The sequence below is a fragment of the Companilactobacillus hulinensis genome (assembly GCF_003946555.1).
Lineage (GTDB): Bacteria > Bacillota > Bacilli > Lactobacillales > Lactobacillaceae > Companilactobacillus > Companilactobacillus hulinensis.
Window position 1 is genome coordinate 55,813 of the sequence record NZ_RHOO01000013.1, and the last position, 19,568, is coordinate 75,380.

At 36.7% G+C, this 19,568-nt stretch carries 8 protein-coding genes; all 8 read right to left on the reverse strand.

What is annotated here, in order from left to right; translation table 11 throughout:
• Positions 1 to 30 precede the first annotated feature (30 nt).
• The 8 genes from EKM66_RS12870 to EKM66_RS07935 all read right to left on the reverse strand — a co-directional run bounded on the left by EKM66_RS12870 (position 31) and on the right by EKM66_RS07935 (position 19,431).
• Positions 31 to 156 (reverse strand): hypothetical protein, encoded by a 126-nt coding sequence (locus EKM66_RS12870; RefSeq protein ID WP_263854131.1) that lies wholly within the window; start codon positions 154 to 156, stop codon positions 31 to 33.
• A gap of 326 nt (positions 157 to 482) precedes the next feature.
• Positions 483 to 3,131: an L-type lectin family protein gene (locus EKM66_RS07905; protein ID WP_125763374.1), complete on the reverse strand. Its 2,649-nt coding sequence runs from the start codon at positions 3,129 to 3,131 to the stop codon at positions 483 to 485.
• 206 nt (positions 3,132 to 3,337) lie between these two features.
• The gene (locus tag EKM66_RS07910) at positions 3,338 to 7,480 is read right to left on the reverse strand and encodes a lectin-like domain-containing protein (protein ID WP_125763376.1); all 4,143 of its coding nucleotides are present in this window, start codon (positions 7,478 to 7,480) and stop codon (positions 3,338 to 3,340) included.
• A gap of 215 nt (positions 7,481 to 7,695) precedes the next feature.
• Positions 7,696 to 10,872, reverse strand: a complete 3,177-nt coding sequence (locus EKM66_RS07915) for a hypothetical protein (RefSeq protein WP_125763378.1) — start codon at positions 10,870 to 10,872, stop codon at positions 7,696 to 7,698.
• Between the two features lie 118 nt (positions 10,873 to 10,990).
• Positions 10,991 to 13,591 carry an L-type lectin family protein gene (locus EKM66_RS07920; protein WP_125763380.1) on the reverse strand — a complete coding sequence of 867 codons (2,601 nt, stop codon included), beginning with the start codon at positions 13,589 to 13,591 and terminating at the stop codon, positions 10,991 to 10,993.
• A 422-nt stretch (positions 13,592 to 14,013) separates the two neighbouring features.
• Positions 14,014 to 16,740 carry an L-type lectin family protein gene (locus EKM66_RS07925; protein ID WP_125763382.1) on the reverse strand — a complete coding sequence of 909 codons (2,727 nt, stop codon included), beginning with the start codon at positions 16,738 to 16,740 and terminating at the stop codon, positions 14,014 to 14,016.
• Between the two features lie 213 nt (positions 16,741 to 16,953).
• Positions 16,954 to 18,405, reverse strand: a complete 1,452-nt coding sequence (locus tag EKM66_RS07930; RefSeq protein ID WP_125763383.1) for a glycoside hydrolase family 1 protein — start codon at positions 18,403 to 18,405, stop codon at positions 16,954 to 16,956.
• Between the two features lie 138 nt (positions 18,406 to 18,543).
• On the reverse strand, positions 18,544 to 19,431 hold the full coding sequence (locus EKM66_RS07935; RefSeq protein WP_125763385.1) for a hypothetical protein: 888 nt from the start codon (positions 19,429 to 19,431) through the stop codon (positions 18,544 to 18,546).
• Between the last annotated feature and the right edge of the window lie 137 nt (positions 19,432 to 19,568).

Genomic DNA, 19,568 nt, shown 5'->3' on the forward strand with positions numbered 1-19,568 from the left:
AGGGAGACCCTTTGGTGCAATTTTGTATACCTAATCATCACTACTTATCCAAGCTTGAACTTTTTCTGGTTTTTCAAAATATAATACCGTTAAAATAACTAAACATACGCTAAAAAGCGCAATCCCGATTTGCGCTAACCCTCTTCTATGTTTCACGTGTCCCTCGCCCCTTTCCCCCTAAATGTATGAACATATACTGCATGTCCATATTATCTCATGTTTGAACACATTTATAAATATATATTTGTAACCGATTACAAGTACGACTAATAGGTTACTTCGCAAACTTTACAAATACCATTATGTTATACGTATTGTATATTAAAATATTTATTATTTGTTCCCTATTTGGATAACGAATTCTATTCTATTTTGATTCAATTCTATTAATGAAGAGTCTTGCTTCCGATATCATGAACTTTTCAATCACATTGAATAAGACCTGCAATCCTAAAATGGATTACAGGTCTTATTTAATGTGATCAAGCTGGTGTATTGCCCAACGACCATTTCATAGTTGCAGTATATTTACCAGCTGTGACATTAGGCCTTATTTTCAGTAGAACTCCAGTATTAGGCAGCCAATTTTTCGTAATATCCGTAATGCTGTCTTCTGCAGTCGGCTCTTTACCTGATCCAATCATCACAGGACCATTCTCCAAGCTTTTCTCATCATAATCAGTTCGATATATCATCTCACCATTTAAGGGAAGACTAGTAATATCGTTGAGCATTGGTGAGGATTGAACTTTCAAATTCCAGACTGTATTTGTGCTCTCAACTTTTAGATTCCAATTGCCACTTCTAGGTACTAACGTGGTGCCTTGGTTAACAGTTTGAAAAGCATAGGCTTCGTCATAATCTAATTTCAAATAATCACTTATAACGGTTATCTTGTACGTCAGAATATCTGACTTACGATATTTGTCCTGTGCATAAATTCTTATATTATGAACACCAACACTTAATGTATCGGACAATAGTTTCTCAGTGAATTCATTGCTTGCTTTTAAGTCAGAACCGGTCAGTTTCTCACTCACCCATTTACCACCATCGATAGAACCGTATAACGTCAATTCATCTTTCGTATACAAACTGTTGTCATCATACCAAATCTCACCAGTGAGATATGAATCCTTGTATCGCAACGCAGTTATATCCGTATTATCAGAGTCCAACTTTAGTTTCTTATAATCAGAGATATCCACATCATATTTCACTGATTCCGAAACACGATGCTTGGAATCAGACGCAAATATTTCAACTGTGTGCTTGCCTAATCCAATTTCTTCGGCAGCAATCGGCAGACTGAATTCATATTCAGTCGCGTCAGCATTGACAGTTTCATCCGTTTGTTCTTGTTCAACTCCATCGATCAATGTATGCAGAGTTATTTTCGTATCACCAAAAGCTGACTTTTTTTCATAGCCAATTTTGCCTTTGAAGTCTATCGACTTATTTAATGAAGTCTTCTGAACTTCATCAGTAGCAGAATCAATTTTTAATTTATCAGTCACAGGATTAATAACGAACTGGTAACTCATACTATCACCACGATAACGGACACTATCAAACGATGCATGTTCTGGGGCGATTGTCTGTTTCTCAGCAGTCGCACTATTACCAATATTGGCTTGACCGTTTAATTGAATCTTTATCTTGTCGTTGCTAGGATCCATACTTTCCAGCTGTAAATGAATACTGCCATCTTTAATAGAAGAAACAGGTATATCTACCGTCTTATTTGGGTAGAATATATGACCTATTACTCCTGATTTATCCCCTGTGAAATCCACAAACCTAGGTAAAACAATATTATTATCAATGGCACCCGAAGTCATCCAGCCAGATTGGTAATTCAAGTCGTATTCAAATCTTAATTGATCACCATTGTTAACATTTGCATCGGCATGCTCATCCTTATCCAAGTCTGGAATATCTCGTTCTTGAGTTATATCGTACAGATTAGAAGTATTTGAAATACTGGACAAGGCAGGAATAGATTCAAAAATCACCCCGCTGGTTTTGAGTTGTGTGCTTGAAGAACCAGTAAATCCCCAACGTAATTTTGTTGCGCCTTTTGCTAGATGAAACTCATCTAAATTTAATGTCTGACTTTTCACACTTCGAACGTATTTTGATGCTCTAAGACTCCCATCATAATTCTTATCATCATAAACATAATCGAAATGAGCATTATTGGAACTATCAGTTGGCGGATAGTATTTAAAAGTCACATGATGCCAAGCGTTCTTAACATCCAAGTTACCTGACAATGTTAAATTGGGAATAGCCCCATTATGATGCATAGCATAAGAGACATAGACTGTACCCATATGTCTCTCGTATGTGTGAAAATTGCCTGGGTAATTCCAAGCTATATGCTGACCCTTGGCCTCAAACACATTGTTGTTATTAAGAGTCGCATCTAAGAAATTATCGCGAGTATAAGATCCAAAAAATCCTAGTAAGTTAGAATATGCCTGCTTATCGTTATGGTCAGTATCAAACTCCAATGCAAAGCTTTTTTGAATGGCACCTTTAGCTAAAGTATTAACATCAGGAACAATAGAAGTATTATTACTACCGCCCCAGACTCCCATGGTTTCTCCACCTTGTGGATAGGACTTAGTACCAAATCCCCATGATCCTACGCCTGAATATCTAGAAATAGCATTCATCCCATCATCCGAATTCTGAATAACAAATGCCATACCATCAGAGTCATTGGGGAACTGGTCTCCCAAATACAACCACATCGAAAAAGTCTGTGGCTTAGTTACGTCAAAATAATTATAGTTACTGCCATCATCAGCTTGCATCTTCCCCCAAAACGATGCGAGTTCACTGTTAATCTTCCCGTCAGTCATCTCTATCATATCGGTAGGAACTCCCTGACCTCTTCGTAGAATCTTAGCTGTATTAGTAACGTTACCTTCTGCGCCCGGATAATAAGCAGGCATTTCAAAATAATCACTAATATCTAGTCCTCGAGGTGCACTTTGTAATACTTGATTAGGAGTAGGAACTGGAGCAGCCGCTTCAACCATTTGTACATTATTGTTCAAAGCAATGATCCCAACTAGTATGATTGTCAAACTAATACCCAGTAGATACCAATAGAATCTCATTAACACCCACCCCCAAGCACATTATTAATATGTGAATTATTTTATAAACCTACATACATTAAAGCACCTTTAAATCAAAATAACTAAATTGTTTTTCTATAAAATGATATTAAAATAAAAATAAAGCCAACAAATAATTTTCTTATTTGTTGGCTTTATTTTTTTCGGTGCTGTAAGGAAATGATTACTTCTAACCATATTCGATTCTATAACGTATCTTTGAGTGTCCAATTAACTGTAGTCTGATAATTTCCGGATTCTGGTCTTCCAAGGAGGTCCAATAATATTCCATCATTATCTCCCCATTCACTCGAAACATCGACATCTTCTGAACCAGAATTATCAGAATCAATAATTACCGGCAATGGTTTTTGATCTTCCAAATCGTACAATGGCGATTCTTTACCATTCTTATCTACAAATGTAATGTTACCAGGTAATATAACTGGATTACCAAAAATATCATTTTTAGTCATAGGACCTGCAACAGATGCCGTCAGGTCCCAGTCAGACTTGATGCTATTTTTGACACTCAGATTCCACTTGCCTTTTCTCTTTACTACCTTCTTCTCTTCGCTAGCATTTACACTATTGAAGCTATAATCATCATTCTCAAGACTAAGTGTTCCAGCAACCCAAGTAATTGTAGCGGGAGTGATATTGGACATTCTTCCATACATGTCTTCCACACCTATTTCTATCTCATAAGGTGTGCCATCTCCACCACTATTATCTGGATACTTATCACTGAGAGTTCCCTTATCAATTGACTGTGCATAGTCCAAGTAATCCACTGGATCTGTACTATCAATTTTTGATCTAGTAACCATATCAGAGCCTCTTGTATCGAAATAAATCATCATTGGCTGCTGAAAACTGTCGGCAGAATCAACTTTATAATTATCATCATCATATCTGATATCCAACGGAATATTTAGATTATCTTCCGTTTTAACCATCGTTAGATCTGTATTCTTAACTGTAACCTTGAGTTTTACATCCGGAACATTGACTGTATAAGTTGTTCTTACAGAATGTCCAGAAGTATCAGTTAGAACAATATTAATAATATTCTTACCGACTCTCAAACCCTCTATACTACCGTTATTAACATAATCAGACATCCATTTTTTGTATGAATAAAAGTTCCGTCTATATCCTACTGGATTAACGTCAAAACTAAATTTTCTGCTTGTATCGCCATCCTTGTATTCACCATTTGGGTTATTGAGTGTTATGGTCTTTTCCGTTTGAGCAGGCATATTCTCAGGTTGTATCTGATAAACAACTTGAAGCTTTGTTCCCTCCAATGCAGATCCATCTGTATGTTCATATGATCCAGAAATTGTAACTGCTAAATTATCATGCACAGTGCGAACCCTATTGTCAGGAATAACCACTAGTGCCTTATCTCCAACACGAATCTCATAATCAACTGTATTGGAAACATTGCCATTTTCGTCCATAACTCTTACATAAATATGATGAATACCATTACTTAGGTTCCAGTCATCTCGTGACAGCATCAAGTTACTACTCAATTCATCTGTATCGCCAGATAGATTACCAGCATTCTCGAATCCGTAACTGTTATTTTTATCTCCATCAACACGATAATACACTGACATATCTGAGCCCTTGAACTTTGTTGGAGTCTTGTTATCATCTTGGGTTAGATAAGTTACCGAACCCGTGAGTGAGAAGTTTTCACCGGATACCAGACTCTGTTGTTCCGAGTCTAAAGTCGGTTCTAAATGTGGCTTATACTCTGTACTCCTAATTGTGAAACTTGGTAACGAAGCATTCCACTGATAATCATCGCCCTGAATACTATCATTTTTGAAATATGGATTAGTGGAATCAACCATTGTATCAGTATCCACTTCATCTGCTGTCATAAACTGTACCATTCTAACTCTGGTGTAAGTTGAATTATACACCGTTGATCCATTGACAGGGTTACCACTTAATCCAGCGGTGACAGGATAATTGCTATCACTTTGTGTCGAAGTTGCACTAAATTCAATGAATTCATTATCATCACCTTGATGCAATCCATCATTATTATAGTAATAATTAGCTTCATAAGCTTTCGTAACATCCATGGTAGAAGTACTAGCGGTTAAATGCTCAGGGGTATCTATATATAATTGCAGACTTTTAACATCTTTAGTTCCACTAACATAACGAATATCAGAAATCAGCCGTAATTTATCACCCTCCTGGACAGTATCACCATCTGTAATGTATCTGCTCTGGGATTCGTCATATATTTGCCCTTTGGATGCAAGCGTGGCATCCTGTACCACTACCGTATAATCAATTGTATTTGATTCCACTACTTGTCCATCCACATTACTGAATGCCTGAACCTTAACAGTATATTTACCAATGGCCTTCATTAATACTGGAAGTGAAAAGTTATTAGAATCCTCATCACTATCAACTCCAGTAAATTTGACACCATTGATTGAATAAACAAAAGTAACTTTGGATTTATCAACTGGATTACCAGATTCATATGCCATAGTACCCTTCAAAAGCGCCGTTTTTCCAGCTTCAACTGCATCAGGATCAGACGTTTTTGTAATTTTGAATACTTCTGCAGGCTTAACAATATCGAACGTTTCTGATTCTAGTTCAGCTTTGTAATTACTTCCTTCAAATTGAGCATGAGCTGATGGTACATTTAATTTAGCTTCTCCAGTTGGAATCTCCTTTGCAGTAGCATTCAGGATTACTCTGACATTCTTCCAATTGAATATGTCCTCTGGACTCCTATCTGGATCTTTTAAAACGCCCAAATTATCGATATCAACATTGATAGTACCATCTTTCAATGAATCTGCAGTAAGTGCAACTTCTTTGGTAGCGGCCACTTCACTATAATTGTTTATTCCCGTGTAATAGACTTTACCAATATTTCCATCTACATTTTTAAGAGTTACATTATCAGGAACATCTATACTTTCCTTAACATCTTTCGACTCCTGTTCACCGCTATCATATTGCATCATATAATTTAACTCTAAGTCATCCCCAGGATGAACGGTCTTAGTATCCAATAAGCTCTGAGAATCACTATCCATAACAGTTGTATTAGAACTGACTTTAGAATTAGATGTTTTATCAACGACATATGAATTAATATCGGCTTCAACTAGTGATGGCATTGTCTCGAAGATAACTGCATTAACCGTTGAAATACTACCTGTAGCACCGGTAAAACCATATCTCAGTTTGTTATCTTTAACCTCTTTGAATTCTTTTAAGTCCAAGGGTACAGTACCTATAGCAGTACTTGCTCGAGGGCTTCCATCAACCTTCTTATCATTAAAACGATATTTCAAGGTCGCAATCCTATCGGTATCAGAATCTGCGGGTGGAGTATATTCAATTGTAATGTGTTTCCACGAATTGATTGGTGCACCATTTTCGACGGTCAAGTTGGCTTCAGCCCCATCAGTTGCCTTATCATCGCCAAGATGATGATTCAAAGCAATAATTGACTTCCCACCTACACCAAACAAACTTGAATATGGAGGAACACTTGCCAACTGCGTATAAGAATCCTGTCTAGCTGGGTAATTCCAAGCAATATGAGGTTGAGAAATATAATAATTATCTCCCTTATATGATAACCAATCGAATGCATCTCCTTGATTAGGAACATACGCATCTCCTGTTTCACCATAGTTATGTTGAAGAGGAGCCTTACCAGTTATCGGATCCACTTTAGTTCTACCAATATTGGGTTGTGTATCAAATTCTAGAGCGAAGCTTTTTTGAATGGCTTGCTGCTGAACCGGAGTGGCATCTTTAATTGGATCCTTACCCAATGGTGCCGGCAGAGTGCTAGTACCGTCAGAACCCCAAACACCAAGTGTTTCCCCACTATTGGCATGACCATTAAATTGGGATATGGCTTTTACGCCATTATCATCATTCTGCAAAACAAATGCCATTCCGTCAGCAATACCACCAGTTGACACGATATTACCAAAGTACATCCACATAGATAGTGTTTGCTTACGATTTATGTTCAAATAATTCTGTCCCTTGCTCCAAACAGCACTAGTATTATTAGTTCCATCAGTCAACTTAACAATATCAACATTCTTGTTACTTGCCGGTTGACTAATACTTGCACTGTTACTGTCTCCAGTAATAAATGTTGACGGTACTTCAAAATAATCATCCAATGCTAATCCATAAGGAGTGGAATTCATAATAGCACTATCAGTAGTATTCATTGCCTTAACATTGATAGGTTGATTAATAAATATACAAATAAATAGCATAACGACAAATAACCCCTCAAAATAAAAAAAGACCCTACCTCTTTTCATGAACTATACCTCCTATATATCCAATCAATAATGTATGTTACCGCTTACTTATTAAATAGTATATATTATGAATTTAATATTTTGGATTCAACAAATTTAATAAAATTTGTTTTAAAATGACAAATTCATGTTATATATGTCTAACTTTCAGTCTTTTTAGACAGAAAAAAAGGAGCCTTTTACGGCTCCTTTTCGTAATTACTATTTATTATTCTCTATGGTGCTTGAACCAAGGTCCAATTTATTGTTCCCGTATATGTACCAGACACATCAGATGAATAGAGATCCAAAAGAATTCCTTCATTGGAAGTCCAATCATCAGAAACATTCGTATTCTTTTCAGTATCACTACCTGTATCATCTTGATCGATCAGTTGGTCATCAAGCAAGTGTGATTGATTATTCTTATCAACGTAAACCATATTACCATTGAGCTTTTGAGTACTACCATCACCAAGTTGCTTGTACATATCACTTCCGGTAGCCGACAAATCCCAATTAGTCTTGTAACTATCAACATTTATGTTCCAGTCACCTTTACGATGTACCAGACCATTGTTGATTTCATTCAAGTTAACTGTTCTGAAACTATAGTCACCGACGTTCAACTTCAAAATATTCTCAACATAGGTGAACGATACGTCCAAAGGTGCCGACTTCCTACCATAGACATCCGTTGCAGTCACAGTCATTGGATACAACACATTCTTGTCAAAGTTAAATGCATCGACCGTTGAACTGAATGGACTGTTTACTGGACCAACTTGATTTGAAGTTGGAGCAGTTGCCAATAAGTTCTTCGTTACATTATTAGCTGTTACAGAATACTTCAAGTTATTCGCATTAAATGAATATCCACTACCCAAATCAGCTTTGACAGGAATATTGAAGTTCGTATTAACTGACGTCTGACTTGGTGAATCGATGGTTAACTTAGGCGTTATCTTGGGAACATTAACAACTACGGTTGTTGAATCTGACTTATGTTTACCTGCATCGTCAACTCTTATATAGACTGTATTGGTACCTTCTTTAAGAAGTCCCCACGTGTATGACATATCCTTGATGAAATCATCATAGGATTCGGACTTACTAGTTGCATCTGAATTCATATCATATCCAAATGGTTTCAAGTTTACAGAGAACTTACCGCTAGCATTATCACTATCATCATATTCTCTTTCACCACTCATTGTGCCATCTTCATATCCAACTTTAACGTATACTTGTGCGGTTCCGGATTCCAAAGCCGATCCGTCAATATGACTGAACGTCCCAGTGATATTGACAGGATCATCGTTATTTACATCAATAATTGGCTTATCAGCCTTAATGTTTAGCGCAATATCATTGACTGTTATATGGTAGTCAGCATCAGAGAAATTTCCATTAGCATCAGTAACTCTGATAGAGACTATATTTAATCCATCTTTCAAACCACTACTACCCATACTTGACTTTAATGTATAAGAATCAACTGTCGATGTATCACCTTCAGCCAAAGCCACCGGATCTGTCCAACCCTTACCATTAATATTTGTACTTACTTTCATATCTCCAGCTTTGAAGTCTTGAGGTTTATTATCAGAATTCACTTCTGTAACATTTCCTAAAAGTTGGAATTCACTACCCTTTTGAACTGTCTGTTTATCTGTTCCTCCAGTAGGTTCAATATGGGGCTTACTAGAATTAATTGTGAACGTTGGTGAACTTAAATCTTTCTTATACAAATCACCAATAAAGGTACTACGTTCTGCGTCTTCTTTAGTATCTGTAGCTACTTTATTTGCTTTAGCGTACAGAGTTACCGATACGGCATCACCACCTGCAGACAATTCCGCGTTCACCGCCTTCATAATTTCTTGGGCTGTAACAGTAGAATTATCCGGATCAGGAATGTAACTAGCCATATCAGATGGACTGATTTCTTCAATAGTGCCATCTTTATACTTGATTTCACCTAGATTACCATGTTCATCCCCATAAGTAAGATCCTTTACAGGAACACTTTCAAACTTGATATTCTTCAAAGGCACTTTACCACCAACATACTTTAAGTTGTAATCAAAATGCAAATCATCACCACTAGCTACGTTTGAACCATCAGTGATAGTTTTGTTTCCTTGAGTTGTATCCGTGACAGTTTCATCAGCATCAGCCTCAACCATTGATGGCATTGTTTCAAAAATAACAGCATCATAACCACCATTAGTTCCAGTTGAACCTGTGAATCCATAGTACAATTTAGTATTCCCAGCAGAAAGGTTGAAGTTACTCAACTTAACATCAGAGTTACCATAACGATACCCCTTTGCAAGTGATGTATTAGCAGTTCCATCGTAGTTTTTGTCACAGTAGAAATATTTGATCAAACCTGTTCCATTTTGATAATCTCCATCAGTTGGTGGAGTATAGTCTATAGTCAAATGGTGCCATGAAGCAGTAGTCGTCTTAAGATAATCCGTCATAATTACATCATTTTTAGGACCATAAAGAAGATCCCCATCATTATCTGGATCTGTGTTATCAGGATCTGGCACATGATCTAGTTGATGACTATAAAAAGTTTTATTTGTTTGTAAAAATATTCCGCTTGTGAGAATGTTACTAAACGCTGTTCGTTGATTAGCATAAGTAGTATCAAGCGCCGGATAATTCCAGGCTATATGTTGCTGTCTAACTTGAAGATTCGATGTAGTTCCAGGTGTACCATCATAATCTTGACCATAAGGATCATTGATTAATTTACTGTTAGAATTAGCATATGCACCCTTCGTAGTATTTACATTTGTATCGAATTCCAGTGCCCAACTGTTCTGAATTGCGGTTTTAGCTACATCAGCTGAAGTGTTCTTAGGATATTTAATCGCCGTCGCATATGGTGCATCTGGCAAATTATCATCGCCCCAAACGCCCAAAGTCTGACCTGGAGCAGGATTACCAGCAACATCGCGAGAAATAGCGTTACTACCAGAATTCTGTAGCACAAATGCTATTCCCTCTCCAGCTGCATCAATAGCCTCATCCGCATCACCTAAATACATCCAAACTGAAAGTTTCTGTGGTTTACTGACGTCAAAATAATTCGTATCTTGCTTGCCCCAAATAGCACTATCTTCATTATTACCGCCATCATTCATCTCAACAATATCAGTTGAATCTGGATAATTAGCACTATTAACAAGTTGAGCACTATTGCCTGTAAATGTATCACTAGCTTTGTAATCAAAATAATCACTAGCTTTGATACCTTCCGGACCTCTAGTAATAATAGTTGACTGAGGAACATACGTCGCCGCATGCGCACTGATACTATAATTGATCCATATAATCAGTGAAACACAAAGAACTGCGACAGCCCCAAGCATCGCTAATACTTTTTCTCTCTTCAAAAAAATTCCCTCTTATTTATAAAGCATATTTATTTTTTTATATTGTAACCTTATTATAGTATCTTGATGATTTAAATGTAAAAAAATAACGTAAGAATTTCTTACGTTATCCGACATCCTACGAAAGACTATTTTGTAATACCCAATCAATTGTTCCTTTATACGAGCCTTGCTTGGGATTAGGCATCATGCTTAACAAGATGCCACTGTTATCTTTCCAATCTTTAGTAACATCATATGTATCACTTGTTTCATTCTTATTCTCGCCTAAGTTAACGAAATCCGACATATCTTGAGTATTACCATCTGGATCAACATAGACTAAGTTACCATTCAACGCATCGACATACTCACCCTTATCGTTGGTCATGAACATTTGTGATGCCTTAGCAGTTAGCTTCCAATCGGAATCAGTTGTCTTAACGGCTAACTTCCAATCTCCCTTTCGCTTAACAGTCTTAGCTTCAGGACTTGAATTAACATCTTGGAATGAATAATCATCCTTGATCAAGTTCACTGACTTAGCAATATAGTTAAGTTTATATGTAATCTTGTTAGACTTGCGTCCATATTGATCACTCACATAAACATTCAACTTATAAGTACCGGAATCAGTAATACCAAGGTCTGATGCATTAATTACTTGAGTGAAATCAGTGTTTGTAACACCAGTATCTTTACTATTAACGTCAAAGGTCTTCACGTCACCAGTTCCAACAGAAATATTCCACTTGAGATTGTCGCCATCAAACTTGTACGTTCCATCATAAGTCAATGAAGCAGGCATGTTGATTTCACCAGTCGCCTTAGGAACAGTCAAATCTAGATTGCTAGAAGAAAGCTTAGGATTTGTTTCCAAAACATTTACGGTATAAGTTACCGGATCAGACTTGATATAATCCTTATCCATCGCATATACCTTGATTTTGTGAGGACCCACACCTAACTCATCCTTGTAAGTATCATAAGGAAGAGTTAATGAATAACTACCATCTGTACTACCTGTGTAACCTGATTTGATTACAGAACCATCATCAATAGTAGTGTAATAAGTTAGATTTGAAGCAGGACTTCCGTCGTTACCATATGTTGCCTTACCTGTTAGTTTGACATCTGTACCTTGATATTGGTCTGTGCTTGTATTGGTTGCATCTAACTTAAGAGTGTTAGTAATTGGATTAATTACAAAACTGTCAGTATCCAAGTCAGTTTTATATAAGTCACCAGCCAAGATGGCATGCGCTGAATCAACTACTGTTGGAACTGGAACGCCATTAGTAGTCTTAGCTGTAGCAGTACCAAAGATTTGAATCTTGGCACTGTTTAAATCATTGCTCAAAGACTTTTTCAATTGGTAATTCAATGTCCCATCGGTTACATTACCATTTACTGGAATAGGTTCACTACTACCATCTGCATAGATAACTTTACCAATATTACCGTCAGTAGCATAAGTAATATTATCGGGTAGCTTGATATTTGCTACAACATTATCGAGAGACTTCTTACCTGATTCATAATTAAGATTATAATCAAATCTCATATCGTCCTTGTCATGAACTGTCGCATAATCTGAATCCACTAAGTTACTATTTTGTGTTAAATCATAAATTTTGGAATCCGCATTAGCATCTACTAATGAAGGCATTGATTCAAAAACAGCCATATTGGCAGATGCTGACGTACCAGTTGATCCAGTGAATCCATATCTCAATTTTGTTTCCTTTACTCCAGTTTTTGGATCCGTTTTAAAATTGAATTTTGACAAATCAATTGGTTCTGTTTGAGTAATCTCGCCAGTTGTATTAGGAGTACCATCGTAGTTCTTATCTTTAAAATGATATGTCAACATGGCATCGTCACCATCAGATACTGGTGGTTGATAATCGATTGTTACATGAAACCACCCTTTGGTTGGAGAATCATACCCTGTTAATTTCAAATGATTATGCAAATTAGTGTGATTCATTGAATAAGTATATTTACCGGCACTACCAATTCTATTGTATGTATCAGGATCTCCGGGATAACCTGATGCAATGTGTTCACTTGTATCTGAATACTTTGTTAAATCAGCATCAAAATAATTACCATCGCCAGGTCTAATTACCTGGTTCAAATAAGTATCAAATTCCAATGCCCAACTGTTTTGAATTGCACTCTTAGCAAGCTGAGCTTTATCACCCTGATTAGCGTCAGAATCTGATGCCCAAACTCCAAGCGTTTGACCACCTGATGCATTACCAGTTAATGGATCTTTGGAAATAGCTGATGCATCCCCATTTTGTAATACAAATGCCATACCATCTCCGGGAGTTAGTGCATTACCGAAATAAAACCACATTGATAGTTTTTGCGGTTTGGATGTATCAAAGTAATTATCTTTATCTGTATCACTCCAAATAGATCCAATTTGCTGTGTAGAATTAGTTATAATAGCAACATCTGAGTCAGGGAACTTACTGTTGGGGCCAACCGCAATTTGTGCACTATTGACCTGTACCTTATCCGAAGTAATAGTTAATGGATCGACTTTAGTAAAATATGAATAATTACTACCATCATTATTCAATGATAGCCCCTGTGGTGCTGCGTTTTTCGCTAGACCATCTATAACCAAACCAGCATTTGCCGTTTGCGTATTAAAATGCAACATCAAAACAAATCCAATCAAAAACATGGGCATAGCTATGAAAAACTTCATTTTCTTTATATTCACTAGTACCCCTCCCTCAATAACATGTATCATTTGATAAATTTCACTTGAATATCATACAATATGTATCCTAGTAATATTTTCCAATAAAAATAATGAATTATTTCCGGATATGAATTATTTTTATTGCTTATAATCAATTTTATATAATTCGGGAATTTTTTTACAGAAAAATGATCACAAAAAAAAGGCGCATGGTTTTCATGCGTCTTTTGTCATATTTGAATTGCTTTTTCACTCTCTAAACGAGTTACAAAAGTCAAATTTCTGCGCCTGCTACACATAACGAATGCACCACGTTGTGGCACAAGCGTTATGCTAGGCAGTGCTCAAAATCTCCCGACTTTTTCCACTCTCTATTCTAAAACGAGCTACAAATACCAGATTCCTGTTCCTGCTACGAATCTACCGGTATTTTCCACTCTCTATTCATTAGGCATCGTATTAGTTAACGTCCATGTTATAACTCCTTGATAAGTTCCCTGGGATGTATCTGGTTGAACTCTCAATAGGATTCCTTCATCATCTGACCAGTTCTTAGTAATATCAACTGGATCTGAATTAACTGTTCCACCGCTTCCGGAACCTATCTCGACGGAATTGGTTTCTAATGATTGCTCATTATTATCGGTACGATAAATCATCTGACCAGTAATTGGTAGTCCTGTTGTCGTATTGATCAATGCCGTGGATTTCGCCGAAAGTTTCCAACTTGCGTTCAAACTATCAACACTCAGATTCCACTTACCAGCTCTTGGAATCACTCTGGACATATCACTTCGATTGACGGTCTTGAAGGCATAGCCTTCTTCACTATAAAGAGTTAATGATTCTTCAGTAACTGTAACGTTGAATGTCAACGTGTTAGAAAGCTTATAGCCATCAGTTGCTTGAAGTGTAATCACATGCTTTCCTACATCTAAGCTTGGAAATACTTTTGAAAAGTCAGTAGATTCAACCATGTTATCTGGATTATCAGAGTCTATCAACGGTTGACTTACAGATTGATCACCATCAACTGTCCATTTCAAAGTATTACCCTTGAGGGTAAATGGGCTTCCATCGTCATACTTCAATGTTCCTGTCAGCTCGACAGTATCAACATCTTTAACAAAGGTATTATCGTAATCATCCATATCTGAAGATATAACCAACTTCTTATCTTCGACTGTAATGTTGTAAATTATATGGTTGGAGAAACGGTGGCTAGCATCAGAAACGTACACCTCAATAGTGTGATCACCATCCCCCAATTCTGAGGCATCTCCAATCAAACCATATGTTGCACTTTTAGAAGTAGCATCAACACCCAGTGTAGTTGAGCTCTTAACTCCGTCTATTATTGTATGGACAGTTACAGAATCCGCTCCAAAAGTCGAGCCTTTCTCATAACTGATTTTCCCAGACATTGTCGTCTGCTTACCTGTTTTGATTGTTTGTTTCAAGTCCGAAGTGCTTTCAATCTTGAGCGTGTCGGTTACAGGATTAATGTTGAACCCTGGACTCATTACATCTCCTGTATAATAGTCACTCTCATATGACGTATGCGCTGGATCGACCGTTGTCGATTTGGCAGTGGAATTGTCACCAATATTGGCCGTTCCATTCAAATGAATCTTGATAGAGTTCATATCATCATTCAAACTATTCAAGGTCAAATCGATTGTTCCATCACTGTTTATTGAACTGGCCGGAATCTTTACAGTTTTATTCTTATACTCAATTTCACCAACATTACCATCGGCATCGGCCGTAAAATCAACATGTTTCGGAAGATCCATAGTAGTAGTAATTTGACCAGTCCCATTCAATCCGGAATTGTAAGTTAAATCATAGTCAAAACGCAAACTGTCACCATTATTAACATTGTGATCATCATCAGGATGTCTATCTGCATCAGGGATGTCACGTTCCTGTGTATTGTCATACAAACTTGTACTTGTTGTAACATCAGCAATTGCTGGAATTGATTCGAAGATAACTGCTTGCGTATTGGAATATGAACCGGTAGTCCCGGTTATACCCCAGCGAACTTTGGTTGCACCATTAAGATTCAAATTTTTCAAATCAATATTAATAATTTTATGATCACTACTGATGGAAGTATCTCCATCCCCTCTTTGGTCCCAATCTTTATACGGTCTAACAGTACCATCGTACTTTTTGTCATCAAAAATATATCTCAATTGACCAATAGTGCTGCCTGACGGAGGTGCTGTATACATGATCGTAACGTGTTTCCAAGCATTGTCAGCTGTAGTATAGCCAGCTTGCGAAGCAAGATATTGGTTACGAATTGGATTATTATGATTCATACCAAAATAAGAATAATATGGAGAATTAGCATTAAAATATTGATACGTATCTTTAATTCCTGGATAATTCCAGGCAATATGTGGTCCAATAACTTGCTGAACTCCCGAACTGTCTGGCAGTGCATCAAAATAATCATCAGTTTTTGAACCACTTGAATTCAGTATAGGGGCATATGTCGGAATAGATGTATTCAGTTGCGAATCAAATTCAATTGCCAAACTATTCTGAATAGCCCCAAGCGCAAAATCAGTTGTATTTATAATTTTGGTACTTCCGCCACCAGCCCAAACGCCAAGTGATTCTAGTCCAGCAGGTTTTGTGATAGGATCAGCACCAAATAAAGGTTTTGGATCTGTGTAAGTCGAGATGGCATCAGCCCCACGATTATCGTTTTGAACTACAAACGCCATACCCTCACCTGATTTTGCATCACTATCACCAAAGTACATCCACATCGAAAAGGTTTGATTTTTGGTTACATCAAAATAATTGTAATCTCCCTTAACTGAATCGGTCGGTCTACCCCAAATAGAAGCTATTTGATTAGTTCCATTCGTCATCTGAATAATATCAGTTGGATTGGAACTACTTTTAGAAATAATGCTTGCGGTATCAGGTATACTGCTTTGTTTATTATTGTAATAATAAACATGATCTGTAGGAAACTCAAAATAGTCACTCAAATCCATACCATTAGGCGCGTGACTGTATACTTCGGAAGTCGAAGGAACCGTAGTTGCAGCTTCCACATAATTGCTATTCAAAATAATGACAAATAAGCCCATAAGAAACGTGGCTAAAAAACATACAGTTGCCTGATAGTTGTGTGTTTTCATCCTCATAACATCCTCACTAAAAAGTAAACCAATTCTCCCTAAAATTGATTTATTTTTTATCTTTTATATACGATGAGTGTATATTATCATGAAAAAAACTATATTTTGTTTCATTTCACGCAAGTATATTTTATCTAAATAGAATTATTTACCTCATGATATGTCGTTTCAGACCAAAAAATAGGCATGTCCTAAAGAACATACCTATAATATTTAATTATCTAAATCTTCACCATTTGAATCAATAACTTTCTTATACCAATAATAACTCTTCTTAGGTGTACGACTAAAGTCACCTTCTTGATTATCGTCACGGTTTACATAAACAAAACCATAACGTTTGGCCATTTGACCAGTACCAGCTGATACTAAGTCAATACAACCCCAAGGAGTATAACCAATTAAATCAACACCATCTTTGATGGCTTCCTTCATTTGTTCAATGTGACCTTGAAGATACTCAATACGATAATCATCATTGATTGATCCGTCAGCTTCAACAGTATCACGAGCACCCAATCCATTCTCGACGACCATGATTGGAATTTGGTAGCGTCCGTAAACATCATTTAGATACCAACGTAATCCCTTAGGGTCCATTGCCCAGCCCCATTCACTGTACTTGAGGTAAGGATTCTTAACACCCATAGTGAAGTTACCACCAGCTTCACCCTTGGATTCATCAGTTGTAACAGCATTTGATGAGTAATAACTGAAGGTATAGTAATCAACAGTTCCTTCCTTTAATACTGCTTCATCTTCAGCAGTAATATTCAGCTTAACATTGTGTTCATCCCAGAAACGTTGAGCAAAGTGTGGATATGCGCCACGAACTTGTACATCCCCACAGTAGTAATTCATGATCTCGTTAGTTTGTTGCGCCTTCAAAATATCGTCAGGATTTGAAGTCAATGGATAGTTAACATTACCAGCAATCATGCAGCCAATCTTGTTACCAGGATTGATCTCATGACCTAATTTAACTGCCAAAGCGCTGGCAACGAATTGATGATGCAAGCCTTGCAAGTTGTTTTGGATATCTTCATCAGTTTGATTAGGATTGAATGGAGCGGCACCATCTTCAGTTCTCATACCAAGTGACATGTAGCCACCGAACATCATGCCGATATTAATTTCGTTGAATGTTAACCAATAGTGAACAAGATTTTTGTATTCTGTGAACAAAGTCTTGACATATTTAACATAGAAATCAATAACCTTGCGGTCTGCCCAGCCATTGTACTTTTCAGTTAAATGATATGGCATCTCGTAGTGAGAAATTGTAACTAATGGTTCGATTCCGTATTTGTGACACTCTTCGAAAACATGACGATAGAAGTCTAGTCCTTCTTGATTAGGAATCTCATCATCACCATTTGGAAATACACGTGACCAAGCGATTGACATACGGTAAGTCTTGTAACCCATTCCTGCTAATAATTTGATATCTTCCTTGTAGTGGTGATAAAAATCACTACCAAGATGTGATGGATAGTAACCATCATCTTTTAAATTCTTTGTGAATACACGCGGTTTCTCATAAGTTCCACCAAGTAGCATGTCGGCATCACTAGGTCCTTTGCCACCCTCATTCCATGCTCCTTCGTATTGATTGGCAGCTGTTGCGCCACCCCACATAAAGTTCTTCGGAAATGTTGTTGTCATATTAATAGCTCCCTCATTATGATTTTGCTCATATGGATTATGGTAGCGGTTTCTTGACTGAATTTCAAAAGTTTATTTATTAAAAATACCTATAGAAAAAGACGCCCGCTTAGGACGTCTTTTTAAATATCTATTCTATTAAAGAGTATTTTTCAAAGTCCAGGAAATCGTTCCGGTGTATTTTCCCTTTAAAGGATTGGGTTGTAACTTCAATAGAATACCTTGATTTGGTTTCCAATGACTTGAGATATCAAAATCATTGGTGGTTTGGTCATTTTGATAGCCTATTAATGTTGGGCTATCCGAACTTAAATCATGAACAACATTACTCTGATCCACAAAAATCATATTTCCATTCAAAGTATTAATTATGTGTCCATTCACATCAGTATTATTAAGTTGAGATGCCCTTGCTGTCAATGTCCACCCAGTATCAACACTGTTGACACCTAATTTCCATTTTCCAGAGCGATTGACTATTTTGGATTCGTTACTGGAATTTACGTCTTGAAATGAATAATCTTTGTCATAGACAAGTGTCGATGACTTAGAAATATACGTTAAATTGTAAGTCACAGGCTTCGAAGATAATTTACTATTATCCTCAACATAAGCTATGATCTTATATTTTCCAGATTCAGTTATCCCCAAGTCACCAATTGAAAACGGTTGAACAAAGTCTTGTTTAATAACTTCTGTGAACTCATCATGAATTGCAGAACTAACATCATCTTTATAGACTGTATTACCTAATTCATCGGTAACCTTCATATGCCAAGTCAAATCATTATTACTGAATTTATAAACCCCATCGTAAGTGACAGTAGCAGGAATGTTAACTGCCTCTGTTGATTTAGTTATTGTTAAATTAGGATTACTTGTCGAAAGAACCGGATTGGCTGAAGTGATTGTCACATCATAATCTAAAATATTAGAGGATAACCCATTTGCATCAACTGCCTGAACATTTATTCTATGTTTGCCGACTGTGAACTTCTCTTTATTAATAACGTCTAATGAAAACATGCCATCAGTACCGTTAGGGTTTTTAACAAAAATGGGATCACCATCATCAACTGATATCAGTAAAGTGCTTCATAATTGTTAGACAAAAAATCTAACAGTTATGGAGTACTTTTTATATGGTTAAATACAGCGCAAAA